The sequence below is a fragment of the Secundilactobacillus silagei JCM 19001 genome (assembly GCF_002217945.1).
Taxonomy (GTDB): Bacteria; Bacillota; Bacilli; order Lactobacillales; family Lactobacillaceae; genus Secundilactobacillus; species Secundilactobacillus silagei.
In genome coordinates, this window is the sequence record NZ_BCMG01000007.1 from 94,243 (window position 1) to 120,814 (window position 26,572).

Sequence of the window (26,572 nt, forward strand, 5' to 3'; positions counted from 1 at the left end):
GGGTTTAACGGTGTAAGACTTGGTAAATAAGAATTTTATCAAAATTATTGAAACAGCTTACACTATCTGCTATATTATTAAGTGAAAGATACGTAAAACGTTTTACTTAACTTTAATCGTAGAAAAATTCACAATTTGAAATGAGGTTTATTAAAATGACTAATCGCGTAACCGTAATTGGTAGTTTAAATGTTGATACGATCCTGGAAATCCCCCGTTTACCTAAGCCTGGCGAAACCCTTGCCATGGGTGATCAATCCTTTGCCGGTGGCGGTAAGGGTTCCAACCAAGGAATTGCTGCAGGACGTGCCGGTGCTGACACCCACTTCATTGGTAAGATCGGTGATGACGCCAACGGTAAGTTTATGGTCAAATCCATGACTGACTCTGGCATTAACGTTGATCAAGTGACCGTCACTAAAGAAGCTAAAACTGGTCAGGCCTTCATCTTACTAGACAAGAACGGTCAAAATTCAATCTTAGTTTACGGCGGTGCTAACCAAGTTCTTTCCACCAAAGACGTTGATAACGCTAAGGATATTATCGCTAATAGCGACTTTATCATTACCCAGTTTGAAACCCCTCTGGCAGTTGCTGAAGCAGCCTTCAAGGTTGCCAAGGACAATAACGTGGTCACCATTTTGAACCCGGCACCCGCCCAGGAAGCAATTCCAGCCAGCCTGCTCGCGGTTAGTGACCTCGTTGTGCCAAACGAAACTGAATGCCAGACGTTAACTGGTGTTGAGATCACCGATGAAGCTTCCATGATCAAAGGGGCTGAAAAGCTCCACGCCATGGGTGCTAAGGGTGTCATCATCACCGTTGGTAGTAAGGGGGCCTTCTACCACACAGCCGATGGCAACTACGGTTTCGTCGATGCTTTCAAAGTTAACGCTGTTGATACCACCGCTGCCGGTGATACCTTTATCGGTGCTTTGAGTTCTCAACTAAAACCTGACCTTAGCAACTTAGCCGAAGCTATCCGCTTCGCTAACCGGGCCTCATCCATTACCGTACAACGAATGGGTGCTCACCCTTCAATTCCAACTTTAGCTGAAATTGACGCCGCTGAAAAAGCTGCTAAATAATTTAAATTCGAATCTAAAAAAATCACCTAACATTTTGCTAGGTGATTTTTTGTCGTTCTACTAATCATTGGTCACGATCACTTCTCCAGCCGTTGGATTGGCCATCACAAAATCATGAGCGGCGACAATTTCAGTCAACGGAAAGACTTTAGAAATCGGAATAGTAATGTCGTGCGCGTTAATCACCTGAAATAGCTCATCGATCATCGCCTGATCCACAAAACCAGAATCATAATCTGTGAGATAGCGATTTTGTAAATCAAATGGTGAGAAATCCTTCATCATCCACTCACCGGCTAACAAACCGACTACACAGCAAGTTCCACCAACAACCACGTGACTAAGTGAATCATTAGCGGTTGCCGTACCCACCAGATCCACGATACCATCAAACATTTGCGTAGTATCCAATTGACCGGCTTTGTCTAAAATGACATCAGCCGCACCAGCAGCCGTTAATAGCGAAAAGCGTTCAGGTTTCCGGGTTGTCGCGGTAACTTTGAGTCCAATTGCCTTTGCCAGCTTGATCATTGCTAACCCCACTGCACTAGTTCCACCACGAACCAGCATGGATTGACCAGCCGACAACCGCAAACTCTTAATTGAACCCCAAGCGGTCACAAACGTTTCGGGATACTGTGCCAGCGATACCCAGTCACCATCGTAATCAACGGTAAAAAGTTGGTTATTGGGGACCAATGCGTATTCTTCATAACTGCCATCAAAATCTCGACCGAAACCACCGTTCAATGTAATTACCCGCTGGCCTAATTTCAGGCCAGAATCAGGCGCGGTTTGATAAATCTCACCTACTGCTTCAACACCAATAACCCGTGGAAATTTCACGTCGGGTGAACCGCCTTCTCGCGTCAGCACCTCGTATCGGTGAACACCAAACGCGTGAATTTTTAGCACTGAATGTGTTGCATCAGCGCTTGGTATTGGTCGATCGACAATGTCTAAAACGTCTGAGTTACCGGGTTGGTTAATCACAACTGCTTTCATAAAATAAAACCTCCAAATATCGTTAAGTGACTTATCAATGACTCTAGGTTAAACTGTAACGTAACGTACAGGTCAAGGAGGGATTTAAAAAAATGTTATCCATTAACCAATTCGCTAGATTAGCAGGGACTACTCGCCGGACACTGCTGTTTTATGATGAACAAGATTTATTCAAGCCGGCAACCGTTGGGGACAATCATTATCGCTATTACGACTATGATCAGCTGTATCAGATGAATTTCATCTTGCAGCTACGCCGGTTAGGCCTTTCGATTGCAGATATTAAGGCACTGATTGCTAAGCAAACTGATGCCGCCCTGGATTCTCGTTTAGACCAGGTGCTAGCCGATATCCAAACTAAGATTCAGGAAATGACCTCTTTAAAAAGCACCCTTTTAGAACGTTATCGCAACACCGCATCTGCTGATACCGAACAACTGTATGCGCCATGTATCCTTGACCGACCAGCCCGCAAGTTTTGGACTTCTTTAGAATCGGTCGGCTGTACGGACGAAGCAATCAGTGCGCTTTATAAGCAATTTTATGCGCTGATCGACCCGTTGAAGTTAGTGAACAAAAAAGAATCTGGTTTTCTGACTGATCTCAGCGGCAGTGAAGCGCGGGAATATCCCAACGCCAATTTTCGGATCATTAAGGAAGTCAGCCAGCAAGACATTACGACCGTTCCTGTCATTACTCGGCCTCAAGGTAAATACATTGTCGCCAGCGCAACCAACAGCCAAGCCAGTATCGAAAAGGCGTTGGCTGCCATTAAAGCGTTTATCAATCGCAACCACCTGGAAATTGCCAACAATTATTGGCAGTTGAATGAGTCGGAACAGCTCACTAGCAAGGCCGGTTCAAAAAAAATTTCGATTGAATATCAGCTGCTTTAAACCAGTCAGTTTTAATTTTTCACTTGAAAATACGGACAAAAAAGCTCACCTAGAAAAATCTAGGTGAGCTTTTAGTATCAATCTGAATTAAGCTACTGGTTCAACTGGCAGGCTCATGCCCTTCCAGCCTTCTAAGGCACATGATAATTCGTATGCTTTGAAGCCGTTTGAAAGCAGAGTCAATAGAGCGACTTTGCCTAAAGTAGTACCGGCAGTCCAGTCGTAAACGACGTAGGTCTTTGACTTGTCCAATTCGTTCAGATGGTCAGGAAGATCCTTAGCAGCTAATGCAACAGCGCCCTTGATCTGATCCTTTTTGATTTGTGCTGGGGCGTTACGAACATCCAGAACAACGTATTGTGAATCAGGCTTTTGCTTGTCGGCCATAACTTGTTGATGGCTGATGTAAAGGCTCAAGTAAGTTTTTAAAAAGTTGATTTTTTCTGTATCCATGTTTAGTTCTCCATTTCGTTTTTAAGTGTCTGTGTACCCTGGTTGATCTTTGCCAATAAATGAGAAAATGTTGTTAATTCGGCTGACGTTAAATTACCAAATAGGGTTTGAACCGCATCAAAATTATGCGGCAGAAACGATAATAACACCCGTTCACCTTCAGCGGTCAAGCTGATTAGCGCCGCTCGTTTATCAGTTGGTGAAGCCTGTTTTGTGACCCGTCCCTGGGTGACTAGCCCCCGTAATAACTTACTGACGGTAGCACGGGTCGTCCCTAATTTATCAGCCAACTGTAATGGTAACAGCTGTTGCTTAGGGGCCTCATAGAGAAACATCAAAATAACGAATCGCGATTCCGTTAATTGATATTTCGTCAATACAGCATCATACTGCCGCTGCATTTCTCGATAAGACCACTGAAAATTCAAGAATTGTAAAACAGTATCGGCGTCAATATCCGAGTGAACCTCACCGATGCTTAACGCTAAACGAGCCGCATCAGGTCGATCGTTGAAATTACCTTTTTCCATTTAGTTCAGACCTTTATAATTTGATTAGCCGGCTAACTATATTGAATAGTATACTGACTTTTTAGCAGATGTCAAATAATAATTACCACATGATATCAAAAAACGTGAACCGCTTTTGAACTGCCGGCCCACGTTTTTAATATTCTAGAAACTCGTTACCATTTTATTTTTGCGTCTTGATCGACTGATTCTTATAAGTCTCCAGCCCAACGTTTGCCGTTGCTAACTGGTTCTTATCGGTTGCAGTCGCCTTAAAGCTGACCTTGTCGCCAGATTGAATAAACTGGAAGATCGGTTCAAACGACTTAGCCGATGTATCCATCCGGTAAACGTGGCTATCACCCTTCAAGATAAACAAGATCTGCTTATCGTCCGGTTTAACCACCCGCTCAACGGTCCCAGAAATCGTCTTGCCAGTCACTTTCGGCTCAACGGTCGTTCCTGTCTTAGCACCGACCCGTTGCTGGAACATTTCCAAGGTACTTTGCGCATCGTCACCGATTGCGTACGTCCCGCTTTGGTTATTGCCATCCGCCAGCAAGTACACAAACTTCATAAAGGAATTATTATCCCGGTCAAGCATGGAAACGACCCAGGTTGGATTGCCGTTTATTCTGTAGAGTAACGGTAACGTCCCTTTATAATTTTGCGGATTAATATCCTGTTGCGCGTATGAGATCGCCCGTTCCGGTGTCATGACATTCCCGTGTTCACGGTAGTAGTGCAGCGTGTTGGTTCGTGCATCCACGAAGGCGTAACCCAGAATTGAACTTTGGTGACTATTGACACTGGTCATCCCAGTGAAGTAGTAGATCCGGCCCTTATAGGCGTATGGCGTTAAGGTGTCGCCACCTTCAGTCCCAGCTTGAGTTGGCTTCATCACATCGTTGTGACCACCAAAGCTAGTGGCATTCCAGAAACCATGACGGTAACGGCCGAACATGGAAACTTCTTTTTGAACCAATTCTGGCGTCGCTGCTACATCCACGAACTTCGGTACCTTATTAGGCGAGTAAACGTGAACCTTGCCACTGATCGTGTTTAAAACGGCCACTTTGTAGTGCTTAAAATCATAGTTACGGTTAAAGTACGAAATTGGTTTAGCTAGTGTGCGGACGTAATACGGTGTCCCGTTATTATCCACTTCCAGCTGCGAAGTATCGCCAACCATGGTGTACCCCATACTATAAGCGTTGATTCGCCGGTCAGCATCGCGGTTAAAGTAGGCACTTGGCGTGTAGCGCATTGGCTTGGCCACAAACTTCGGATCAGCATTCTTATCCGTTGCGTTCGTCATGAAATAACCGGGTACTTTTTGGTAGTGAATATACCGCCAAAAACCGCCAGAGAATTCAACGGGCGCCACGTAAACCATTTTGCCGTTGTACATCTGAACCCGCATATGATTCAAATCATAAACGTTAGAATTTTTAAAACTGTTCAGCGAGTTGTTCATGTCAGTAGAAACGGTCTGCGGTGCGTTGACCACCGGTGTCTCGGCACTGTTCTTAATCACCGGCATCGGCGCGCCATCCGTTGAATTATTGATATCCGTCTTAATGGAATTGACTGCCGGTTTGGGATTCATCGAGGTAATCACCGAGGCAGTCCCGCTGAGCACCATCAAGATCACAATGGCCAGCACAGCGGCCCCAACTAAGCGACCCAGCCAGCCAATGGTGATGCCGAAATTACGCAGCAGCCGACTAAAGAAGTTGTCCTCATTGACCGCCCGTTCTTTTACGGCATTGGGATTGAACACGAAGCGCCGCAGTACCAGTACCACGACAAACCCGCCAATCAGCCACATCAGCCAGCCGTCGATCAGCGATGGGTACGCTAGATCCGGCAGGTTAAAGTAGGTGTTAATGTAGCTAACGATAAATAACGCGACGATGGCGATAATTCCCCAAGACCGCCAGCGCCGGTTACTGATCCACAAGAACCAAATAAACGGGATCAATAACCCTGATAACTTAACAAGTGTAATCAAGGCAAAATAACTGAGCATGTCTAATCCTCTTTCCTGTTTTTTACAGAATTTGTTATCTGTAGTATACCAAATTGTAGCGCTTACCGTATGAGAGTTCGCTTTTAGAACCCAAAAAAGCAGCCAGTTTTCGTTTGATCAGAAAACTCGCTGCTACTTCACTCATAGTCCATTTATTAAGAAACGCTTGCTGCAAACGTGTCGATCAGCCGAGCAGTCTCTTGCACCACTGCGACAACGTTAATGTCATCCACTGCTAAACTGCCATTTGCCAGCAGTTTTTCAGCTTTAGCCTTATCAGTTAATTCGATATGATATTTTTTTAACAGCGTCGTTAATATATAGTCGGCACTGCTTTCACGTGCTTCTTGCACTTTAAAGTCTTCAGCATGCCCCGATTCATTTACCCAGAGCATAAATGTCTGTAAGTTGCGACAAACATGAGAAATGAAATTCTTATCTTCAGGCGTTAGCAAGTAGATACTGTCGTTCACTTTGTACCACCACTCTCAATTTAAATTCATGATTCTCTCATTTTTCCTTAAGTTTAACACAAGTATATAGCGATGAAAAGGAAAGGAGTGAAATCGCTTACTTTGTTGATGTATCATGCTATTATTGAATTAATCATTAGACATTATTAACACTAGACTTGATTGTTAATAAAAACTAAAGAAAAGGAGGGCTTGCTCATGTACCACGTGCTCGTTGCTGACAACCAGCCAATCTATCGTACCGGCTTAAAAGCTATTATTAATGCTCAGCCGCACTTTAAAGTGATCGCGGAAACCAGTAATGCAACGGACGCTTACGTGAAAATCACTGAAGGCGACATCGACGTCGTTGTCATGGCCATCTCCATGCCACCTGGTGAATGCGGCGTCACCGTGACCCACCGGATTCACGATAACTATCCTAACACCAAAGTCCTCATTAATACCAGTCACGAAGAACACCACTACATCGATGACAGCCTGCACTATGGCGCAGCCGGCTACGTTTTAAAAACTTCACCCGCATCAGAATTTAGCGCTGCTTTAACAACGGTGGTTCAAAACCGTATTTTTGTCGATCAAAATATTGTTTTGACCCCGGCGGACTTCAAACAAATCAATTCGACTCAAGCTGACGAGCAGCTTTACTACTATAAAGCGCTATCCAGCCGTGAACAAGAAGTGCTGCCGCTAATGGTCTTAAGCTGTTCCAATAAGGAGATTGCCAGCCGGCTCTTCATTACGACCAAAACGGTGGAGGCTCATAAATCTAGTATCATGCGCAAGCTGGACTACCCGTCTCACGCCAAGCTAGTTAAATACGCCGTGAAAAATGGCTTAGTTGACTTTTAAAACATCACAAGAGCTATCACTCATTTACACCCCTTGTCAGGAAACTGTAAATGAATGGTAGCTCTTTTTAATTATGCCTCGCGTAGCTGACCCTTTTCTAGTTGTCGTTTCAACGCGGCTAATTTAACTTCCACCACTTCATTTTGATTGATCTTAGCAAAGGCCAGCGTTTCACTCATCAGCCCCTGCACCTTTTGGGTTGGCTGATGTAGTGCAATCGCACATCGTGTCGCTAAAAATTTTAAGTTAGGTAAATAAAAGGTGACGTGCTGGCTGGAACACAAGCCCACGCCGGCTTTGATCAGCCGTTGACTATCAGCGTAATGATTGCGGGTCATCTCAAACTCGGCGGTGTAATACACCATCATGAGTACCCGTAAGTAATACTGCTCACTTTGTTGCTCTGCTGGTAATTGACTCAGGTAGTCATTCACTTTGTCAAAGTAAAATTGCGCACGCTGCAGTTGATGGTTACGGGCGTACATCTCACCCATCCCGAGAAAACCCAGGGTGGTGAAGATGGTTTTTTGATTGACATCTAAGACGTTAAAAATCAGCGATAGATCGTAACTGATATCAAGCACATTGCCATTAGTGAGTGCGGTCATCAAGCCCCTTAAATAATAAAATCGCATTTTGGCTATCACTGACTCGATCTGATCTGAATCGATTGCGCTCAATTTTTGAAACGCCTGACAGTAATCCTCCATCATTAAACTTTTTTCGATCTCATCAAGCTGGATATTAACCTGACTGACCGTGTCGGCCTCTGATTGATATAACGTCTCGACCGTCATGCCAAGACGGGCACAAAGCTGCGTTAGGATCGTGAGTGATGGCACGTGACTGTTATTCTCAAATCTACTGAGTGTCGCTTGGGTACAGATCCCCTGACACAGCTTGCGTTGAGACAGTTTTAAGGCTTTACGCCGCTGAATAAAATCGGTCACATTCATCTATCTTCATCTCCGTTCGCTACTCTTAGTTACCACTATTATACCTGCACCCAGTAGTTGCCACTATTAGGCATCACCCTAGTTCGTTCATATTTTTAATCAAAATATCCTATTCAAAAATGATATAACTTTTTTTCATCGCACGGTTTTTCGAAACATTAAAATTGATCAAAACCTGCTACTTCAGCATTTATGCTTAAATATCTGACAATTTATATACTTTTGTATATTAAAATCTGATACAAAATATTCCTCAACTAGCGTCGTTTGTCCTGTTTCCCAGCTTATTTTGAAAGCGCTTTTGCTATTTTATGACACCCCATGCTATCCTACAATCATCAGATATGTGAAATAAAGTACAATCACTTCACTATTAACTCTCAATGAAACGAGGCCAATTACCATGACTAAAAAATACGAAACAGAAACGCCAGGTTATACGATGACTACGGTAATGGAAGAAGCAGCGCGCTGCTTGCTCTGCCACGATGCACCGTGTTCGGCTGCCTGCCCAGCCCATACCGACCCAGCCAAATTTATTCGCAGTGTCCGTTTCCGTAACGTCAAAGGCGCTGCCGAAACGATCCGCGAAAATAACGCGTTAGGCGCCATTTGTGCTCGAGTTTGCCCAACTGAAAAGTACTGTGAACTGGCTTGCTCACGCAGCGGTATTGACGTTCCAATCGACATTGGCGGTATTCAGCGTTACGTCACTGATTTCGAACAGGCTGATGATATGCACATCCTGCATGCGGGTGACAGTAACGGGATGCACATTGCCATTATTGGCAGCGGCCCCGCTGGCTTACAAGCCGCAACCACCCTGCTTGAAAAGGGCTATAGTGTTGATATTTACGAAAAGAACGCCAAAGCTGGCGGCTATTTGACCTATGGCATTCCTGAATACCGTTTACCAAGTAACATCGTCGATTACGAAATCAAACGGATCACCGACATGGGCGCCAACATTCATTTCAACACGATTATCGGTAAAGACATGACCATGGATCAGCTCAAAGCCGAAAATGACGCCGTAATCGTTGCCATCGGTGCCAGTGAAGCCAAAATGCTACCCATGTTTGAAAATAACGATGCAGTTGAAACTGCCGTCTCCTTCTTAGCGCGAACTAAACAAGCTAAAGGTAATATCGACTTACCTGACAACGCATTAGTGATCGGTGGTGGTGACGTTGCAATGGACGTGGTCACGACCTTGAAAAAATTAGGTGTTGAACACGTTACTGACGCCGTTTATGAACAGTTCGACGAATTTCGGGCTTCTAAAAAGGAACTGGCCGGTGCTGAACGTGAAGGGGTCACCATTATTGATGGCTACGTTCCCGACAGCGTCAACGGTCACACTGTCACCCTCAAGCACCGCCACATCAACAGTGAAATGACCATTGAAGCTGACACAATTATTTTAGCCATTGGCCAGGAAACCAACGCTAAGAATCTGGGCATCAAGCTAGAACACGGTGAAGCCCCCTCAGCAGGTTATAAGACCCATGATCCCAAAGTCTTCATTACGGGTGACATTGCCCAAGGCGATAAAACCGTTGTTTACGCCGTTCAAAAAGGGAAAGAAGTCGCTGGTGAGATCGATAGTATTTTAGGAGGTAATCGCGATGATCAATAAAGATATATCAATCGATTTTTTGGGTGTTCATTTTGAAAACCCCTTCTGTCTATCCTCTTCGCCGGTAGACAACTGTTACGAAATGTGTGCTAAAGCTTTTGATGAGGGATGGGGCGGCATTGTTTTCAAGACAATTGGACCCGAAGATTTCGAAGTCGATGAGGTTTCACCACGTTTCGATGAACTCACTAAGGAAGCCACTCCCTTCGTTGCCTTTAAAAATATGGAACAAATTGCCGAACATCCCTTAAAACAAAATTTGGCTGACTTAAAGAAACTAAAGGAAAACTATCCTGACAAAGTGGTTATTGCTTCCATCATGGGTCCCACTGAAAAGGACTGGGAGGAACTCGCCCGACTGGTAACTGAAGCCGGTGCCGACATGATTGAAATGAACCTGTCATGTCCGCAAATGACGTCTCACGCCATGGGCTCTGACGTTGGGTCAAACCCGCCATTGGTCAAGAAATATTGTGAAGCCGTTAAACGCGGATCAGACTTACCAATGATGGCCAAGATGACGCCTAACATTACCGATATGGTACCAGCAGCTAAAGCCGCTTTAGCCGGCGGTGCCGATGGAATTGCGACGATCAACACCGTGAAATCAATTGCCAACGTGGATTTAGAAAAGAAAACTGCCTTACCGATCGTTAACGGCAAATCATCCGTCTCCGGCCTTTCAGGCAAAGCCGTTAAACCCATTGCCCTACGGTTCATTCAACAGTTGCGGGTAGCTTCTGGCTTGGAGCAATTACCTATTTCTGGTATTGGTGGTATCGAAACTTGGGAAGATGCCGTTGAATTTATCTTAATGGGCTCAACTACCCTGCAAGTAACCACCGCAGTGATGCAATATGGTTACCGAATCGTGGAAGATATGAAGAACGGTCTGATGCACTACATGGAAGAACAAGGTGTTGAACACCTGTCAGAACTCGTTGGTTTGGCCAATAAAAACATCGTTCCAGCTGAAGATCTGGATCGGGATTACAAGATGTACCCCGAAATCGACTGGGATAAGTGTATCGGCTGCGGCCGTTGCTTCATCAGCTGTTACGACGGTGCACACCAAGCCATTTCTTGGGATGAAAAAACGCGGCGTCCCTCGATCGACACAAGTAAATGCGTTGGCTGTCATCTTTGTGCCTTAGTTTGTCCAGTGCATGCCATTCATCCTGGTAAAATCGTGATGAAAGAAGGCCGTAAAGGCGATCCATCAAAAATTGATGTCGTTTCACAACGTCTTTACTAGAATCAGTCCTTAGAAACCTGTATAATCAAAAGCTCAGTCACTGAAACGATATTATGTTCCAGTGGCTGACTTTTGTTAAAGGAGTGAAAATCATGAAGATTAGTAAAGACGTCTGGATCTCATCCATTGGCGTTGGCCTCACTACCCTCATTTTTTGCCTGATTGCTGGTGTATTTAACCTTTGGATGAGCGGTGCCGCCTTCATTGCCGCCTCCTACTTCTTCGGTGCTGGTGCACCAATGGATAAGGTTTTAAATATCTCAGTTAGTTTTCTGTTGGGAATTGCCTTAGGCTGTTTTTGCCTCTGGCTATTAGCCCTGCCACATTTAGGCGGCTTAATAACGAGTTCTGTTATTTTAGGCTTTTTAACCTTCCTCGTGTTATTTTTGCAAGGAACCATCATGAAGTTTGCGGAAGTCCCGGCCTGGCTACTGGCTTGGGGGACAACGATGCTGATCATCACCAACATCACGATCAAGAGCTGGCCAGTGTTTCTGATTCAATTAATTGCTGCGATGTACCTTGGCGTTTACTTAATCATTATTGGGTCAAACTACTTTTCAAAATGGATGTACCGGCTGTTTCCGGACAAAGAACCAAAGAAAACGAAAGAATCCGAAAAAAACTAACTTTCAGAGAATCAGTCAGATAGCGCCACGGTTTCTAAACTTGGAACCCGTGGCGCTATCTTGATTATTCGGTTAAATATCAATTTTTTACAGTGACCCAACGAGCATCTGTTCGCGCGTCGCCATGGCTTTCTCAAAATCATCCGTAAAGATACCGTCGACATCTTGTGAGAAAAGCTTGAGCATCCGTTTTTCATTATTGACCGTCCAAATACGCTCAATCAATCCTTCATTATCCTGAGCTCGCCGTAAATGCAGCCCATTTAAATGTTCTTTTCTTAAAAATTGAAGCGGTTCGCGAATCGCGTGTCCCGCTAAGTAACAATAGTTTTGACTGTCATCTAATTGCTGACAAATTTTTAAACTAGCTAAGTTAAAGGACGAGTAAATGACGGGGTGTCTCAAATAGGCTTGACTCACTTGCTTTAAAACGATTTCTTCGATCCCTTTATAGTGAATTTGATCAGTTTTAAATTCGAGGTTTAAGATCACGTCAGCGTTTCTCACCAATTCTAGTAAATCATATAACGTCGGAATTGATTCGCCGTTACTTAGTTTAAATAGCGCTAACTGTTCGTAATCATAGTCACAGATTCTGCCCTTGCCATTCGTGGTTCGATTGATTTTTTCATCATGCATAATAACGGGTAAGCGATCACGGGTTAAGTGCACATCAAACTCCAATCCTTCAACATTGTGCTCAACAGCATACCGAAACCCCTGCATTGAATTTTCCGGAAATTTTGCTGGAATACCACGGTGACCAAATATCAAAGTTGACATTTTTCGCCCTCCTATTTGTAGTGGTTCACTCGACTACAAGCTAAGTGTACAGAACGTTTCTAGCGTTTCTGCATGGTTTGCGTATTGAATGTGTAAAGGTTTAGGAGAAATCAGTTTATCTTGCCGAAACGCGCAAAAAAAGACAGCTCCCGGCCATATAAGAAGAATCCCCCACACAGTCAAAACCGGACTCTCCAATGTTACCGTGTCGAAACGCGCAAAAAAAAGACGCTTAGCTCCCGGCCATATAAGAGAAATAGCCCCACACAGTCAAAACCGGACTGTATGGGGCTATTTCTCTTATATTCTGGGAGCTAAGCGTCTTTTTTTACGCTCTATTTCTCCACACCCTTACCATCATATTCATCGATCATAATCTGACGCAATTCGCCGATGAGTGGTTCCTTAGGGTTAGCAGTCGTGCATTGGTCTTCATAAGCTAATTCGGCCAAGTCATCAACCTTTTCATCGAAGTGTTTCTTGTCAACGCCGTTCGCCTTCAAACTCAAGGTAACGTCAACTGAGTGAGCCAAATCGATAATCTTGTGTACCAAAGCTTCTTTAAGTTCTTCGTTGTTCTTACCAGTTAAACCAACGTAACGGGCAATTTCAGCGTAGTCTTCATCCGCACGGAAGTATTCGTATTTAGGCCAAGTAGTCAGCTTACGAGGTTCCTTGAAATTGTATCTGATAACGTGTGGCAAGGTAATCGCAATTGCCAAACCATGAGGCAGACCGAACTCACCACCAAGTTTGTGGGCGATTGAGTGGTTAACACCTAAGAAGGCGTTAGCGAAGGCCATCCCGGCAATGGTAGCCGCGTTATGCATTTCTTCACGGGCATGTTGATCACCATTGTATGAAGCCGTTAAGTTATCAAAGACTAACTTGATAGCTTGCAGTGACCATGGACGAGTGTAATCTGAAGCCATGTTTGAAACAAAGGATTCGATACCGTGGGTCAAGACATCCAAACCAGCCCATGAAATGGTCTTCTTTGGCAGACTTTCGATAAATTGTGAATCCACAATGGCAACGTCTGGAGTCAATGCGTAGTCAGCTAATGGGTACTTAACGTGGGTCTTAGAGTCAGTAATAACAGCGAATGGTGTTACTTCTGAACCAGTACCTGAAGTGGTTGGAATAGCAACGAATTGTGCCTTCTTAGCCTTTTCAAACTGGTAAGTCCGCTTCCGGATATCCAAGAACTTCTGCTTTGCACCGAAGAAGCTTGCATCTGGATGCTCGTAGAATAACCACATGCATTTGGCAGCATCCATTGGTGAACCGCCACCTAAAGCAATGATCGTATCTGGCTTAAAGGCCTTCATTTGAGCATAGCCTTTTTCAACCGTATCAGTAGTTGGATCTGATTCCATTACTGAGAAGAGTTGATATTCGATGCCATCTGGACGGCGCTTTAATTCACCTAAAACCTTGTCGACATAGCCAAGTGAGATCATAGCTGGATCAGCAACGATGAAGGCTTTCTTAACACCAGGCATTGAGCCGAGGTAACGAACTGACGTCTTTTCAAAGTAAACTCGAGGTAATTTAATCCACTGCATATTATTCCGCCGCTTTGCGATTGTTTTAATGTTTAATAGGTCAAATGATGACACGTTATGTGAAACAGAGTTCTTGCCCCATGAACCAGTACCAAGGGTTAATGAAGGAATCATTTCGTTGTAAAGGTTACCGATACCACCTAAAGCAGATGGTGTGTTAACCAATACCCGGCTAGCCTTCATCTTGATCCCGTATTCAGTAGCCAGATCTTCATCTTCAGTGTGAATGGCTGCAGTATGGCCAAGACCGCCAAAGTGCAACAGATCGTTCGCAATCTTGAAGCCTTCCTTATGGTCAGCTGACTTGTAAACAGAGATTACTGGGCAAAGCTTTTCAGCTGAGAGCATGTTGTCTGGACCAACTGTTGTTAATTCAGCAGCTAAAACCTTAGTATCTTCTGGTACGTCAATACCAGCTAATTTAGCGATCTTAACAGCAGCCATCCCAGCGATAGGGCCCTTAACACTGCCACGTTTTGGATCGTACATTGCATCAGCTAAAGCTTTTTGGTCAGCCTTCTTAATGAAGAAGACCTTACGAGCTTTCATTTCTTGCTTAACATCGTTATAAATATCAGCATCGATGATGACACTGTTTTCAGTGGCACAGATCATCCCATTATCAAAGGTCTTTGAAAGCACGATGTCGTTAACCGCACGCTTGATGTTAGCCGTCTTTTCAATGTAAGCAGGACCGTTACCAGGACCAACACCTAAGGCTGGCTTACCAGTTGAATAAGCGGCCTTAACCATACCAGGACCACCAGTAGCAAGTACTGAGGCAACCTTTGGATGGTTCATCAAAGCAGTGGTTGCTTCAAGGCTTGGTTCTTCAATCCATTGAATAACGCCTTCTGGAGCACCGGCTGCAATCGCTGCATCGCGCATGACCTTAGCAGCAGCAACAGAAGATTTTTGAGCTTGTGGATGAAAACCGAAGATAATTGGGTTCCGCGTCTTAACCGCAATTAATGATTTGAACATAGTAGTAGAAGTTGGGTTGGTAACTGGTGTAACCCCAGCTAGGATTCCTAGTGGTTCAGCAACTTTGATTAATTGACGTTCTTTATCGTCTTCAATGATACCAACGGTTTTATCGTTTTTAATACTGTGCCAAATTTCTTCAGTAGCAAACATGTTTTTGATGGCTTTATCTTCCCAAACACCACGACCAGTTTCATCAACAGCTAACTTAGCTAAGCGCATATGTTGATCTAAACCGGCGATTGCCATTTGGTGCACAATATGATCAACCTTTTCTTGAGTAAAGTCATCCATGCCACAAAGTGCATCGTGAGCTTTATTAACTAAGGCATCGATGTGTTCATTGACGCTGACGGGCTTCTTGGCCTGTTTATTATTTTCTTTTGAATTCATTTCTTTTAACATTGCTAACCCTCCATCATGGAAATATTGGTTAATTTCTTTGTTATCTCTTTCACAAAAACTATATTATCACACTTTTTTTAAATGTAAATAGGCAAATTTAAATTGATTTTGCTCATTTTTTGATTGATTTAGTTCCTTTATCGGCGGTGTATACAAGTGCTTTCATGATTAAATCAGCAATGAAAGCGCTTAAATAACTAGTTTGTGAAATCACTTACTATAGCATTCACAAGTGAAACTTTTTCTGAAAATAATTTTCATAGTGCTTATAATTCCCATAACATAGGCGTTTTGAAGCAAAATAAAAAAGTTTCGAAATAATTCGAAACTTTTTTGAAATATTACTTAACTTGTTTAATTGGCTTAATTGGTTTCTCAATCATCCGCAATAACTGCTCCGATTGAATCCGGTTAACGATCGTATCCGCAGCCACCTGCATAAGCTTGTCGTTTAACGTTTTAGCGGGTGTTTCCGGCTGTCCTTGGCCTAAATTCTTCAGTGCTTCATTCAACACATCGATAAAATTATCGTAAGCCTGTTTGGGGAAGTCACCAGCAGTCACTTGGTCAATACCGTGCCGGATCGTTTCCGTTGAAAAGAGTGGCTTCAGCAGCCCAATCAAGAGTAGATCGGCTAGCTGCATGGTCTGATACTTTTTTTTGACTGGCGCGATGATCACCTGGTGCTTCACGTAATTATTGATCATGGCGGGCGTGATCAGTTCCACACCTAGCTGCCCGATTGCATCGTTAACAAACGCCACGACTTGGTCCATATACAAATCAAACTTGGGCAGTTCACTCCAGTGCGGTAACTGAATTTGCCGAATCTGAGCTTCCCAGCGGTGATACTGATCGAATTCTGCCATATTGCCACTCCTTTTTATATCGTATGATTAATTACATCATAGTTATTGTAACACGTTTATCTGGTTTTAGTAACTAGATAATCCGATATATTAAACCCCTATCACTGCCAGTTAATCCGAGCTAGAATCCGCTTGCCAACGATCTCTTGAACGAGATAGAAGAAGGGATACACGCTTGCTAACAGCGGCAAGTAAAAGAGTGCCATTGCCCAGTTAAAGATGCCTTCTAACGAGAACAGTTTCCCAAAGAACACAAAGATCAGGGCAAAACAACCGCCCATTAACACGACTAACCCCAATTTCAACCGGTTAAGCGGTCTGGCAACCATCAGTAACGCCACCAAACAAACTGCCCCCGTTAATAACACTGACAGAGTCGACGTTTCCGCGTAGTTTAAATTAAATTGCACACCGCCAAACAGGTCAATGATGAGAATATACGTCACCACGCAAATGGCCGCTGGTGCCGCGATCACCATGACCTGCTTCATGAACTGACCGGAGATGCGCTGGTAGTTCGGCTCCAGTGCCAGGAAGAACGTCGGAATCCCAACGGTCAGGACTGAAATCGGGGTTAACTGGATCGGCTGAAACGGATACCCGTTGCTCATAAAAATGAAAATTAGGCTCAGGGCGACCGAATACATCGTTTTAATCAAGTATAGAGCTGCCACCCGTTCAATGTTATTGATCACTCGCCGACCTTCATTTAGAACGTTGAGCATGGCATCAAAGTTGGAGTCAACCAGCACGAAGTCAGCAATACTCTTAGCCGCCTCACTGCCACTGGCCATGGCGATTCCGCAGTCCGCCTGCCGCAACGCTAAAATATCGTTCACGCCATCGCCGGTCATGGCAACCGTATGGTCAGCACGTTGCCAAGCCATCACTAACTGCTTTTTCTGGGTCGGTGTCACCCGGCCAAAGACGGTGTATTTAGCCACTAGCTGATCATAATCGATATCGTCGCCTAAAGTGCTCATATCAATTAATTTATCCCAATGCTTAATGCCCGCTCGAGAAGCAATATTAGCCACCGTCGTGGGATTATCACCCGAAATAACCTTTAACGCCACATCCTGGTTTTGAAAATAACGAAACGTATCAACGGCGTTTTCGCGAATTTCATCTTCGATCAAGATCAAGCCCAGTAAAGTCACTTCACCTAAATTATCGGGCTGCAATTCAGTAGTTTGGGCAATACACAAGACTCGTAACCCATCCGCAGCATACCCTTCAATTTGCTTGGTCAGGTCAGCCGGAACCTGTTTGAGCATAAATTCCGGTGCGCCAATGACGTAGTTTTGCTGATCAACCTGGACACCGCTCCACTTTCTGGCTGAAGAAAATGGCACGACCTGAGTGGCCTGCCAGCCCGGATCAGCTAACACACTATTCAGAGCGCGGGCAGTTTCGTTATCATCGCCGATCGCGTTGATTGTTCCGCCCACGATCAGTTTTACTTGGTCGAGTGTTTGATGGTTCAACGGGACAATTTTGCTCAGCTGCAATTTACCACTAGTAATGGTCCCCGTTTTATCCAATCCCAAAACATCAACGCGAGCCAGCCCTTCAATGGCGGGAAGCTCCCGAACAAGAACCCGATGATGGGCAAGGTTCATGGCAGAAACCGCTAAAGAAACCGAGGTCAGCAAAACTAGTCCTTCAGGGATCATCCCGATCATGGCCGCGGTAGTGCCTAAGATGGCTTGGTTGATGCTGCTGTGATTTAACAGTCTTGAAATAAAAAGAACGGCACCAAGGGGCACAATCACGATGGTTAAGATCTTAATGATACGGTTAATGGTATTGAGCAGCTGGCTATTCGTACTCTCACCCGACTGAACTTCGCCGGATAACGTATTAATGAAACTCTTCGCCCCAACGTGAGTCGCTTGGACGACTGCTTGACCGCTCACCAAGAAGCTGCCGGAGACGACTGTGTCTCCCGTTTGCTTAGTAATTGGCGTGGCTTCACCAGTAATCTGGGATTCGTCAACTTCAATCCCCTTAGTAGCCTTAACAATGCCGTCAACTGGTAACTGATCGCCCCGCTGCATCACTAACAGGTCATCTTGGACGATTGCGTCTTGGTGAAGCTGGACGGTCCCCGCCGCTCGCTGAACCCGATAAGTTGCTTCAGACAGGAGGCTCATTTTATCGATCTGGTGTTTGGAGCGAATTTCTTGAATAATACCGATAGCCGTATTCACGATGGCGACGCCCAAAAACAATTCGTTTTTATAGCTCCCTGTGATCAGCACCAACGCGCCTAAAACTAAGTTGATCAGGTTAAACCAGGTCAGTAAATTATCCCGGAAAATCTCCTTGATCGACCGTGTTAAAGACGGTGCCGGCTCGTTTTGCTGTCCAGCATCGATTCGTTGCTGCACTTGTTTTGCTGTTAGACCCTGTGAAATCGGCATGCACCAAACCACCCTTCGTATCTATTAACAGTATTGTACAAAACTTCCAACCAACTTGGGGCAATTTGCTGATTTCTTTAAAGAAATACCAATAATTGTAAGCGCTTTTGCTATAATGGATTGGAAGACTATCAGAGAAGGAGTAACGTAGAATGGTTGAAAAAACAGTTAAACTGGCGGACGGTAATGAACTGCCGCTGGTCGGGTTTGGAACTTACTTGATCAATACGCAAGAAATGATGGATACGACGATTAAAACGGCGTTCGATGCTGGTTACCGGTTATTTGATACCGCCCAGATCTACCGCAACGAAGATTTTCTGGGTCAAACGTTAGTCAACCTGCAAATTCCGCGCGATCAGGTCTTTATCACGACCAAGGTGGCGGAAATCAGCCAGGGCTATGATCATACGATTCAAACGGTTGATGATTCACTCAAGCGGCTCAAAATGAACTATCTTGATCTGTTACTGGTTCATTGGCCGGTTCAGAAGTACTTCTTTGATACGTGGCGCGCACTGGAAAAGCTCAAGGCAGACGGTAAGGTGAAGTCAATTGGGGTTTCTAACTTCAGCATGGCCCACCTGGAACTCTTAAAGACCAAGGCCAAGAAAATGCCCGTTGTTAATCAAGTTGAATTACATCCGTATCTCAACCAGCGCGCGCTAGTCCAATTTGATAAAGCCCACGACATTGTGACGCAAGCTTGGAGCCCACTGGGACGCGGGGTCACCCTGGATGATGAAATGCTGAAGAAAATGGCTGATCACCATCACGTTTCGGTTGCTCAGCTGATTTTAAAGTGGCACCTGCAAAACGGCGTTGCCATTATTCCTAAATCCAAGACCCCTAGCCGAATCAAAGAAAACTACCAATTAGATTTTGACCTCTCCGAAGACGAATGCGGCATGGTCGATTTATTAAACCGCAATCAACGTACCGGGGACGATCCCGAACTGGTTTACGAAAACGGCAAACAATATAAGGTCCATCACGATTAGACAAAAAGAGGCGCACCGAAACTTAATTCGGTGCGCCTCTTTGGTAATTGCAATCAAATTCTCAACAACGATTAGTCAATGCTGATGTGGTGGCTGTCTTGCTGATCTTCAGTCATCTTTGGCAATGTTAATTTCAAAATACCGCCATCGTAGGTTGCCTTGACATTATCTTGATCAACGCCTGGCAGATAGAAGCTGCGGGTGACGTTGCTTGAGCTGCGTTCTTGACGAAGGACGCGGCCTTTTTCATCCTTATCTTCCTTGTCCAAATTGTGAACGGCGTTGATCCGTAACGTATTGTCACGATAGTCAATATGAATGCCATCCTTCTTAAAACCAGGCAGTTCAGCGGAAACTTCGTAATCTTTGTCGTTTTCTTTAATATCAGTCTTCATTTCGTCATCGTTAAAGAACTTCTGACCAAAGTTACCGAAGTCGTTGAAGAAGTTCATTGGATCCATATCATTAATGTTTCTGTTTGCTAATAAGTTAGTCATAGAGAAAAACCCCTTTCAGAATTTTTAGCTAAGGCCGATAACTCGGTGCTTGTTACCTCCTTACCAACCTTACAGTGTATATATTAGTCAGTATTGGTCAGGAATGCAAGGAATTAGCACTCGAATATCTAGAGTGCTAATTCCTTTAGAATTTAGGCTTACAAATACTGTTATATCAGCGTTTTAAAAATCACTTTAATCTACATAAAAATGACACCTACAACTTTTTTAATTTATTATCAGTAAAGGTCAAACTTTTTATGCACTTTATTGGCTGGCTATTTTTAGCCAGTTGGTGCTTCAATAAAACCCCACCTTTTTCTAGGCTATATTGCCGAAACGCGCAATAAAATGCAGCTCCCGGCCACATAAACAAATAAGAACTTGAACCCCAAGTTCAGGGATTGGTTCTTCTATGTTCTCTTGCCGAAACGCGCACTTAAAAGCAGCTCCCGGCCACATAAACAAATAAGAACCAGAACCCCAAGTTCAGGGTTCTGGTTCTTATTTGTTTATGTGGCCGGGAGCTAAACGCTTTTAATTGCGCTCTCTACTTTTGGTCATACGCTTCCTGGAACAATTTAACGATGTCTTCTTTAGTACCCTTACGTGGGTTCGAAGGTGCATTACCATCTTTCAACGCATTTTCAGCCATCAATTCGAAGTCTTCTGGCTTTGCACCAATTGACTTGATTGAGCGTGGAATGCCACAGTCGTCACACATCTGACGCATTGCCTTGATCGACAATTCAGCAGCGTCACGCGTTGACAGACCATCAGTATTTTCACCCATGATCTTAGCTAATTCAGCAAAGCGTTCTGGACATGCTGGAATGTTGTATTCTTCAACGATTGGTAACAGCATTGCACAGCAAACACCATGAGGGGCGTCATATTGGCCACCCAATTGGTGAGCCATGGCATGAACGTAACCGAGGTCAGCGTTGTTGAAGGCCATCCCACCTAACATTTCAGCTTCGACCATCTTAGTACGAGCTTCAAGGTTGTGACCGTTAGCAACGGCTTCACGAAGGCTCTCTTCAACTAACTTGATTGCTTCAACACATTGGCCGTCAGTGATTTCGTTACGGTTGGTTGAAACGTATGGTTCGATTGATTGAACAAAGGTATCCATACCAGTTGCGGCAGTTAAGCCCTTAGGAATATCCAATTCAAGCATTGGATCATTGAAGGAAACCAGTGGAATGTTACGCCATGAAACAACAACGAACTTCAGCTTAGTTTCTTCGTTAGTGATCACACAGTGACGGGTCAATTCTGAAGCAGTCCCGGCAGTGGTGTTAACGGCCATCAATGGTGGCAATGGGTTTTCAAGTGTTTCGATACCGGCTAACTTGGTGATGTCGTCACCGTTCGTTAAAATGATACCAGTCCCTTTACCACAATCATGAGAAGAACCACCACCAACAGTGATGATACTGTCACACTTGTTATCCAAGTACATCTTCTTGGCAGCTTGGATGTTACGGATCTTAGGGTTTGGTTCAACGCCGTCAAAGATAACGTAATCCACACCAGCAGCTTTCAATGAATCTAAAGTTTGAGTAACTGGACCATTTTCCATACCTTCTAAGACTTTACCAGTAACGATTAATGGTTTTTTCATGTTTAGCATCTTGGCACGGTCACCAATTTTCTTGATGACACCTTTACCGAAGAAGTTGACACTAGGCATTAAGAAATCAAAATTTTCCTTCATGATCTACGCTCCTAATTTAAAATTGTACGTGACTTTACTTTGTTAACTTTTTAATATTAACACTGATACAAAATAGTGTAAACGTTTGACCTGACGTTTTTCTCAATCTTAACAACTACTAGTATGATTGCTATATCAATGTTTTAAGGCTTTAATAAACAAGCTTCGTTACTTTCAGCAATTTTCAAACTGCCTGTTCACCATAAATAACTAAACAAATTACTTCACAAATAAAGGAGTTAAGCCAATTAATTATGGTCGCCATTACGCTTATCAGCCAATATTAAAAGCCTTACCATTCGGCAAGGCTTCAGAGATTAATTTGTAATGTCGTGTTCGATTTCGTCCAGATGACCATCGATAATCTTTTCACCCAATACTTCACCCAACTTCTTAAGCGCATCAGTACGGGTCTTGACCTGATCCATGTCGAAAATAATGGCAGCGATATCCCCGCCAGCATAGTCAAAGTCTTCATGGTAGATAAAGCGACCAGCATTTTTATCATTAAAATACTTGTCGACTTTTTCACCCAATCCGTAAGCCCAGTCCAAATCTTTCATTTCTGGAATGTCCTTGCGAGTAGCATAACCTTGCTTAACAATCAGGTCGGCAGCCTTTTGAATCATTTCATCAGTATATTCAAAAGCTGGCTTGGTTGCTTCTTTATCCTTATCCTTGTCTGCACTTTTTGTTGCCATAACTAAGATCTCCTTTGATTTGTGTTGCAATTTTATTTTAGCACTATTTTCCAAAAGGTGTGCGATTATGCTGTTTAGAAGCCGAGCTGACGGGACCTATTGGGCTAAAATAAACGTTTAAAAAGTGCTTTTCAGCTTTTTGACAGTGCGTGTGGGCAACGCGTAAACCGCCTCTCACCCAGCATCGCTAATTCATGGTAGAATTAGTAATGTATCCGCTATCATTTAATTGAAAAAACTAAAAAGAATTTTTAAAAAGGAAGTTATCACATGGCAAACGATAAGCAAACATTTAAACCAGGTAAGTATACCGTTTCGGCTCAAGGTCATAACGGGACGTTCTCCATGGACGTTACTTTTTCAGCCGATCGCATTGAAGCCATTAATGTCGACCAAAAATCGGAAACCGCTGGCATCAGTGACGTCGTTTATGACCGGATTCCTGACGCAATCGTCGATGGTCAAACCCTCAACGTGGATGCCGTCACCGGCGCTTCCGAGACTAGCCGGGGAATTATGGCCGGCGTGGCTGAAGCAATCAAGCAGGCCGGCGGAAACGCCCAAGAGTGGCAAAACCGGGATAAGTACGTGCCGAAAGTTGCCGAAAATACTGACCTGCAAACCGACGTTGTCATCATCGGTGGCGGCGGTGCTGGATTAGCAGCTGCCGCAACGGTACTGGATCAAGGCTGCAAAGTCGTACTATTGGAAAAGGCACCGGCTTTAGGTGGGAATACCATCCGAACCGGCGGACCAATGAACGCAGCTGATCCCGATTGGCAAAACCAGTTTGACGCGTTACCGGGTGAACACCAAACCCTGCAAAACCTACTTGATATGAAGGTCGACGATATTGATTCGGAATATCAGGCTGATTTCAAAACCTTACAGTCACAGATCAAGGCTTACTTTGCTGATACGAAGGACAACAAGTCCTACCTCTTCGATTCCGTCGAACTTCACCGCATTCAAACTTATTTGGGCGGTGTCCGGACTGATTTGAAGGGTCACCGGATCTATGGTAACTACGATCTGGTCAAGACGTTAACCGATAATGATCTGGCAGCCCAGAAATGGCTCGCCAAGATTGGCGTTAAGTTCGATACCTCAGACGTGGCCATGCCAGTCGGTGCTCTGTGGCGCCGGGGGCATAAGCCCGTGGAAAACGCTGGCTACGCTTATATTTCAGCACTCAGCGCCTACGTGAAACACAATGGCGGTGTTATCTTAACCGACAGCCCGGTTACCCGACTGCTCTACGCTAAGGGGCACTTAAGTGGTGTCCTGGTTGAGAAACCCGGCGACCATACCTTTACGGTTCAATCAAAAGCAGTGATCTTAACTTCTGGCGGCTTTGGTGCCAACACGGCGTTAGTTCAAAAGTACAATACTGCTTGGCAAACCATCGATGACAATATCGCGACCACCAACGCCCCGACCATCACTGGTGATGGGATCAAATTGGGTCAGCAGGCCCACGCTGCTTTAACGGGAATGGGCTTCATTCAAATGATGCCCGTTTCCGATCCCAAGACCGGTGAGCTTTTCTCCGGTATCCAGTGTCCACCCGCCAACTTCTTAATGGTCAACCAGCAGGGTAAGCGATTCGTCAACGAGTATGCCGAACGTGACGTTTTGGCAAAAGCAGCCTTCGATAACGGCGGCCTGTTCTATCTAATCGCCGATAATGAGATCAAGAAAACCGCTTATAATACCAGCGAAGAACAGTTGGAACAGCAGATTAAAGACGGCCGGTTATTTAAGGCTGACACATTGGCTGATCTGGCTACCCAAATTGGCATGGATCCAAAGACGCTTGAAAAAACGGTTGCCACTTACAATTCCTACGTGGATCAAGGCAGCGACCCCGACTTCGGTAAGAGCGTCTTTGATTTGAAGGTTGAAAAGGCGCCCTTCTACGCGACACCAAGGAAACCCGCCATTCACCACACTATGGGCGGCTTGACGATCGACGCTGGTGCCCACGTGCTGGATACCGATGGCAACCGGATAAATGGCCTGTACGCAGCTGGTGAAGTGGCTGGCGGACTTCACGCCGGTAACCGTCTCGGTGGTAATTCACTGGCGGATATCTTTACGTTTGGCCCAATCGCCGCTAAGTCGGCAACCAACGAAATCGTGGATACGGTCACCTCCGCATCCATGCATTAAAACTATTTCAGAATTTCTTGTAAATCGCTGTAAATACTGCTATGTTTGACTTCTCTACTAATCGATAGCCAATAAACTGCCTAGTAACAGTTAAAAAAGGAACCGACTAGCGTTATAATGGAGAATAAACGTTAAATGTTGATTTTATTAAGAAATGAGGAATGAATTCTTGGATAGTGGTCAGATAATTATCAATTTGATTGTCATATTAATCACTTTCTTCGTCGCAGCTTTCTTTGTGGCTTGCGAATTTGCTTTAGTTCAATCTCGTCCGAGTGCCCTTGAAGAGGCCTTGGACAGCGGAGAAGGATCCAAAAAAAGGTTAAAACGTTCGTTGAACATGGTGACGAACTTAAACGAGTACCTTTCAACCACCCAAGTGGGGGTTTCAGTCGCAGGAATTATTTTAGGCTGGTTAGGTGAGTCGACGATTTCGTCCATCTTGCTTGACCTACTCAACATTACCCACACTAATCCGGGTGGTGCGACGGCTCACGCGATCGGTGCTGTGTTCGGTGTTCTCTTATTGACTTACTTAGAAGTGGTCTTTACTGAAATTGTCCCTAAAAACATTTCTATCGATATGCCATTAAAGGTCCTCCGGCTCGTGACGACCCCGTTGCATTACTGTCACATCATCTTCTACCCCTTTGTCTGGTTGCTCAATACTTCCGCTAGTGGGGTAGTGAAGCTGCTGGGACTTCCAGTCGCTAATGAGAGTGATGAAGTCTTTTCACAGGCTGAAATTTTAAGCCTGTCCCGTAACGCCGTCGCTGGTGGCGAATTGGAGAAAAACGATTACGTCTACATGCAGCGGGCCTTTGAACTAAACGATAAAGTGGCTAAGGATATTATGATCGACCGAACCGCTTTGATCGTGATCGATATCACTGCCAACGTTAAAGAAGCCATTAACATGTATCTGCAAAAGAAGTTCTCGCGCTTACCCGTTGTGGCTCACGGTGATAAAGATAAGATCTTAGGCTATATTTATAACTATGACCTGATTCGTCAGCAGCAAGTCGATTCAACGATTCACATTGATCGCTTGTTGCGGCATATTTCTACCACGCCTGAATCAACACCGATCACTGAAGTGCTCCAACAGATGATTCGCAAACAAACACCAATCGTGGTTGTGGTCGATGAATATGGCGGTACCTCAGGGATCATTACTGATAAGGATATTTACGAAGAACTCTTTGGCACCGTCCGCGATGAAATCGATGATTCTTCTAATGAAGATATCTTTAAGCAGCCCAATGGCACTTACCAAGTCAGTGGTAAAATGACAACTTATGATTTCGAACGTTACTTTGATGTCGATATTAAGGAATTTGAAACAAACGACGTGGTCACGCTGGCTGGTTCCATTCTGGATAATCATCCCGACGTCAAGCAAGGCACCGTCCTCCACATTGATAACTTTGATTTCAAAGTGGTGGATTACGAAAACTCGTTCATTAACTGGTTTGAAGTTACCGTGAACGAACCCGCGCCTGCTGACGACGATGATGATAAAGATAAAGATGATGAGTAACTGAATAGTTAAAAATGGTTTGTTTATCAGCGTAAAACTGATAAGCAAACCATTTTTTTGTGACTTTATAAATAAACGCTTGGTTGGTCATTAATCTTTAATTTGGCTGGGCCATGCCA

At 44.4% G+C, this 26,572-nt stretch carries 22 protein-coding genes; 9 read left to right on the forward strand and 13 right to left on the reverse strand.

All coding sequences use genetic code 11. From position 1 onward, the window contains the following. Window positions 1–155 precede the first annotated feature (155 nt). Entirely contained in the window at window positions 156–1,088 is a 933-nt protein-coding gene (gene rbsK / locus CES79_RS07580; protein WP_089136802.1) for a ribokinase, read from the forward strand. A 60-nt stretch (window positions 1,089–1,148) separates the two neighbouring features. Here rbsK and CES79_RS07585 read toward each other — a convergent pair whose 3' ends face one another. Beyond that, window positions 1,149–2,093: a zinc-binding dehydrogenase gene (locus CES79_RS07585; RefSeq protein WP_054654519.1), complete on the reverse strand. Its 945-nt coding sequence runs from the start codon at window positions 2,091–2,093 to the stop codon at window positions 1,149–1,151. A gap of 92 nt (window positions 2,094–2,185) precedes the next feature. Between CES79_RS07585 and CES79_RS07590 the strand changes: the two genes are divergently transcribed. Beyond that, window positions 2,186–2,989 (forward strand): MerR family transcriptional regulator, encoded by an 804-nt coding sequence (locus CES79_RS07590; RefSeq protein WP_089136803.1) that lies wholly within the window; start codon window positions 2,186–2,188, stop codon window positions 2,987–2,989. An 87-nt stretch (window positions 2,990–3,076) separates the two neighbouring features. Here CES79_RS07590 and CES79_RS07595 read toward each other — a convergent pair whose 3' ends face one another. The 4 genes from CES79_RS07595 to CES79_RS07610 all read right to left on the reverse strand — a co-directional run bounded on the left by CES79_RS07595 (window position 3,077) and on the right by CES79_RS07610 (window position 6,456). Next, window positions 3,077–3,442 (reverse strand): rhodanese-like domain-containing protein, encoded by a 366-nt coding sequence (locus CES79_RS07595; protein ID WP_089136804.1) that lies wholly within the window; start codon window positions 3,440–3,442, stop codon window positions 3,077–3,079. A gap of 2 nt (window positions 3,443–3,444) precedes the next feature. Next, window positions 3,445–3,972, reverse strand: coding sequence for a MarR family winged helix-turn-helix transcriptional regulator (locus CES79_RS07600; RefSeq protein ID WP_054654523.1), 528 nt, complete (start codon window positions 3,970–3,972; stop codon window positions 3,445–3,447). 163 nt (window positions 3,973–4,135) lie between these two features. Then, window positions 4,136–5,983 (reverse strand): hypothetical protein, encoded by a 1,848-nt coding sequence (locus CES79_RS07605; protein WP_089136805.1) that lies wholly within the window; start codon window positions 5,981–5,983, stop codon window positions 4,136–4,138. Between the two features lie 155 nt (window positions 5,984–6,138). Continuing rightward, window positions 6,139–6,456, reverse strand: a complete 318-nt coding sequence (locus CES79_RS07610) for a hypothetical protein (protein ID WP_089136806.1) — start codon at window positions 6,454–6,456, stop codon at window positions 6,139–6,141. Window positions 6,457–6,654: 198 nt separating this feature from the next. Here CES79_RS07610 and CES79_RS07615 point away from each other — a divergent pair, with 198 nt between their 5' ends. Next, entirely contained in the window at window positions 6,655–7,308 is a 654-nt protein-coding gene (locus tag CES79_RS07615) for a response regulator (RefSeq protein WP_225362347.1), read from the forward strand. A gap of 71 nt (window positions 7,309–7,379) precedes the next feature. Here the strand turns inward: CES79_RS07615 and CES79_RS07620 are convergent, their stop codons facing one another. Beyond that, window positions 7,380–8,264 carry a helix-turn-helix domain-containing protein gene (locus tag CES79_RS07620; protein WP_089136807.1) on the reverse strand — a complete coding sequence of 295 codons (885 nt, stop codon included), beginning with the start codon at window positions 8,262–8,264 and terminating at the stop codon, window positions 7,380–7,382. Window positions 8,265–8,667: 403 nt separating this feature from the next. Here CES79_RS07620 and CES79_RS07625 point away from each other — a divergent pair, with 403 nt between their 5' ends. From CES79_RS07625 to CES79_RS07635, 3 genes are all read left to right on the forward strand, one after another. Beyond that, window positions 8,668–9,903, forward strand: coding sequence for an FAD-dependent oxidoreductase (locus CES79_RS07625; protein ID WP_089136808.1), 1,236 nt, complete (start codon window positions 8,668–8,670; stop codon window positions 9,901–9,903). After that, on the forward strand, window positions 9,893–11,158 hold the full coding sequence (preA, locus tag CES79_RS07630; protein WP_054654534.1) for an NAD-dependent dihydropyrimidine dehydrogenase subunit PreA: 1,266 nt from the start codon (window positions 9,893–9,895) through the stop codon (window positions 11,156–11,158). Before CES79_RS07625 ends, preA begins: the two co-directional genes overlap by 11 nt. A 92-nt stretch (window positions 11,159–11,250) precedes the next feature. Next, window positions 11,251–11,787: a DUF1097 domain-containing protein gene (locus tag CES79_RS07635; protein WP_089136809.1), complete on the forward strand. Its 537-nt coding sequence runs from the start codon at window positions 11,251–11,253 to the stop codon at window positions 11,785–11,787. An 87-nt stretch (window positions 11,788–11,874) separates the two neighbouring features. Here the strand turns inward: CES79_RS07635 and CES79_RS07640 are convergent, their stop codons facing one another. From CES79_RS07640 to CES79_RS07655, 4 genes are all read right to left on the reverse strand, one after another. Beyond that, window positions 11,875–12,570 carry a glycerophosphodiester phosphodiesterase gene (locus tag CES79_RS07640; protein WP_054654536.1) on the reverse strand — a complete coding sequence of 232 codons (696 nt, stop codon included), beginning with the start codon at window positions 12,568–12,570 and terminating at the stop codon, window positions 11,875–11,877. 335 nt (window positions 12,571–12,905) lie between these two features. Further along, complete coding sequence (gene adhE, locus CES79_RS07645; protein WP_191983073.1) at window positions 12,906–15,515, reverse strand: bifunctional acetaldehyde-CoA/alcohol dehydrogenase; 2,610 nt, start codon at window positions 15,513–15,515, stop codon at window positions 12,906–12,908. A gap of 353 nt (window positions 15,516–15,868) precedes the next feature. Further along, entirely contained in the window at window positions 15,869–16,396 is a 528-nt protein-coding gene (locus CES79_RS07650; RefSeq protein WP_054654538.1) for a DUF1836 domain-containing protein, read from the reverse strand. Between the two features lie 101 nt (window positions 16,397–16,497). Continuing rightward, on the reverse strand, window positions 16,498–18,822 hold the full coding sequence (locus CES79_RS07655; RefSeq protein ID WP_054654540.1) for a cation-translocating P-type ATPase: 2,325 nt from the start codon (window positions 18,820–18,822) through the stop codon (window positions 16,498–16,500). Between the two features lie 152 nt (window positions 18,823–18,974). Between CES79_RS07655 and CES79_RS07660 the strand changes: the two genes are divergently transcribed. Continuing rightward, window positions 18,975–19,823 carry an aldo/keto reductase gene (locus CES79_RS07660; protein WP_089136811.1) on the forward strand — a complete coding sequence of 283 codons (849 nt, stop codon included), beginning with the start codon at window positions 18,975–18,977 and terminating at the stop codon, window positions 19,821–19,823. A 71-nt stretch (window positions 19,824–19,894) separates the two neighbouring features. Here the strand turns inward: CES79_RS07660 and CES79_RS07665 are convergent, their stop codons facing one another. The 3 genes from CES79_RS07665 to CES79_RS07675 form a co-directional block, all read right to left on the reverse strand. Continuing rightward, the gene (locus tag CES79_RS07665; RefSeq protein WP_054654542.1) at window positions 19,895–20,320 is read right to left on the reverse strand and encodes an Hsp20/alpha crystallin family protein; all 426 of its coding nucleotides are present in this window, start codon (window positions 20,318–20,320) and stop codon (window positions 19,895–19,897) included. 550 nt (window positions 20,321–20,870) lie between these two features. Continuing rightward, entirely contained in the window at window positions 20,871–22,040 is a 1,170-nt protein-coding gene (locus CES79_RS07670) for an iron-containing alcohol dehydrogenase (protein WP_054654544.1), read from the reverse strand. A 317-nt stretch (window positions 22,041–22,357) separates the two neighbouring features. Then, window positions 22,358–22,741: a hypothetical protein gene (locus tag CES79_RS07675; RefSeq protein WP_054654546.1), complete on the reverse strand. Its 384-nt coding sequence runs from the start codon at window positions 22,739–22,741 to the stop codon at window positions 22,358–22,360. 270 nt (window positions 22,742–23,011) lie between these two features. Between CES79_RS07675 and CES79_RS07680 the strand changes: the two genes are divergently transcribed. Both CES79_RS07680 and CES79_RS07685 read left to right on the forward strand, forming a co-directional pair. After that, window positions 23,012–24,913 (forward strand): flavocytochrome c, encoded by a 1,902-nt coding sequence (locus CES79_RS07680; RefSeq protein ID WP_089136812.1) that lies wholly within the window; start codon window positions 23,012–23,014, stop codon window positions 24,911–24,913. A 154-nt stretch (window positions 24,914–25,067) separates the two neighbouring features. After that, a complete protein-coding gene (locus CES79_RS07685) occupies window positions 25,068–26,453 on the forward strand; it encodes a hemolysin family protein (RefSeq protein ID WP_170173444.1) in 1,386 nt (461 codons plus the stop codon). Window positions 26,454–26,572 lie beyond the last annotated feature (119 nt).

Coding starts and splice junctions, on each gene's coding strand:
- CES79_RS07625 (WP_089136808.1), top strand. CDS start 8,668: ATGACTAAAAAATACGAAACAGAAACGCCAGGTTATACGATGACTACG.
- CES79_RS07680 (WP_089136812.1), top strand. CDS start 23,012: ATGGCAAACGATAAGCAAACATTTAAACCAGGTAAGTATACCGTTTCG.
- CES79_RS07660 (WP_089136811.1), top strand. CDS start 18,975: ATGGTTGAAAAAACAGTTAAACTGGCGGACGGTAATGAACTGCCGCTG.
- CES79_RS07615 (WP_225362347.1), top strand. CDS start 6,655: ATGTACCACGTGCTCGTTGCTGACAACCAGCCAATCTATCGTACCGGC.
- CES79_RS07640 (WP_054654536.1), bottom strand. CDS start 12,570: ATGTCAACTTTGATATTTGGTCACCGTGGTATTCCAGCAAAATTTCCG.
- preA (WP_054654534.1), top strand. CDS start 9,893: ATGATCAATAAAGATATATCAATCGATTTTTTGGGTGTTCATTTTGAA.
- CES79_RS07585 (WP_054654519.1), bottom strand. CDS start 2,093: ATGAAAGCAGTTGTGATTAACCAACCCGGTAACTCAGACGTTTTAGAC.
- CES79_RS07620 (WP_089136807.1), bottom strand. CDS start 8,264: ATGAATGTGACCGATTTTATTCAGCGGCGTAAAGCCTTAAAACTGTCT.
- CES79_RS07675 (WP_054654546.1), bottom strand. CDS start 22,741: ATGGCAACAAAAAGTGCAGACAAGGATAAGGATAAAGAAGCAACCAAG.
- CES79_RS07650 (WP_054654538.1), bottom strand. CDS start 16,396: ATGGCAGAATTCGATCAGTATCACCGCTGGGAAGCTCAGATTCGGCAA.
- rbsK (WP_089136802.1), top strand. CDS start 156: ATGACTAATCGCGTAACCGTAATTGGTAGTTTAAATGTTGATACGATC.
- CES79_RS07595 (WP_089136804.1), bottom strand. CDS start 3,442: ATGGATACAGAAAAAATCAACTTTTTAAAAACTTACTTGAGCCTTTAC.
- CES79_RS07635 (WP_089136809.1), top strand. CDS start 11,251: ATGAAGATTAGTAAAGACGTCTGGATCTCATCCATTGGCGTTGGCCTC.
- adhE (WP_191983073.1), bottom strand. CDS start 15,515: ATGAATTCAAAAGAAAATAATAAACAGGCCAAGAAGCCCGTCAGCGTC.
- CES79_RS07665 (WP_054654542.1), bottom strand. CDS start 20,320: ATGACTAACTTATTAGCAAACAGAAACATTAATGATATGGATCCAATG.
- CES79_RS07685 (WP_170173444.1), top strand. CDS start 25,068: ATGAGGAATGAATTCTTGGATAGTGGTCAGATAATTATCAATTTGATT.
- CES79_RS07670 (WP_054654544.1), bottom strand. CDS start 22,040: ATGAAGGAAAATTTTGATTTCTTAATGCCTAGTGTCAACTTCTTCGGT.
- CES79_RS07605 (WP_089136805.1), bottom strand. CDS start 5,983: ATGCTCAGTTATTTTGCCTTGATTACACTTGTTAAGTTATCAGGGTTA.
- CES79_RS07655 (WP_054654540.1), bottom strand. CDS start 18,822: ATGCCGATTTCACAGGGTCTAACAGCAAAACAAGTGCAGCAACGAATC.
- CES79_RS07600 (WP_054654523.1), bottom strand. CDS start 3,972: ATGGAAAAAGGTAATTTCAACGATCGACCTGATGCGGCTCGTTTAGCG.
- CES79_RS07590 (WP_089136803.1), top strand. CDS start 2,186: ATGTTATCCATTAACCAATTCGCTAGATTAGCAGGGACTACTCGCCGG.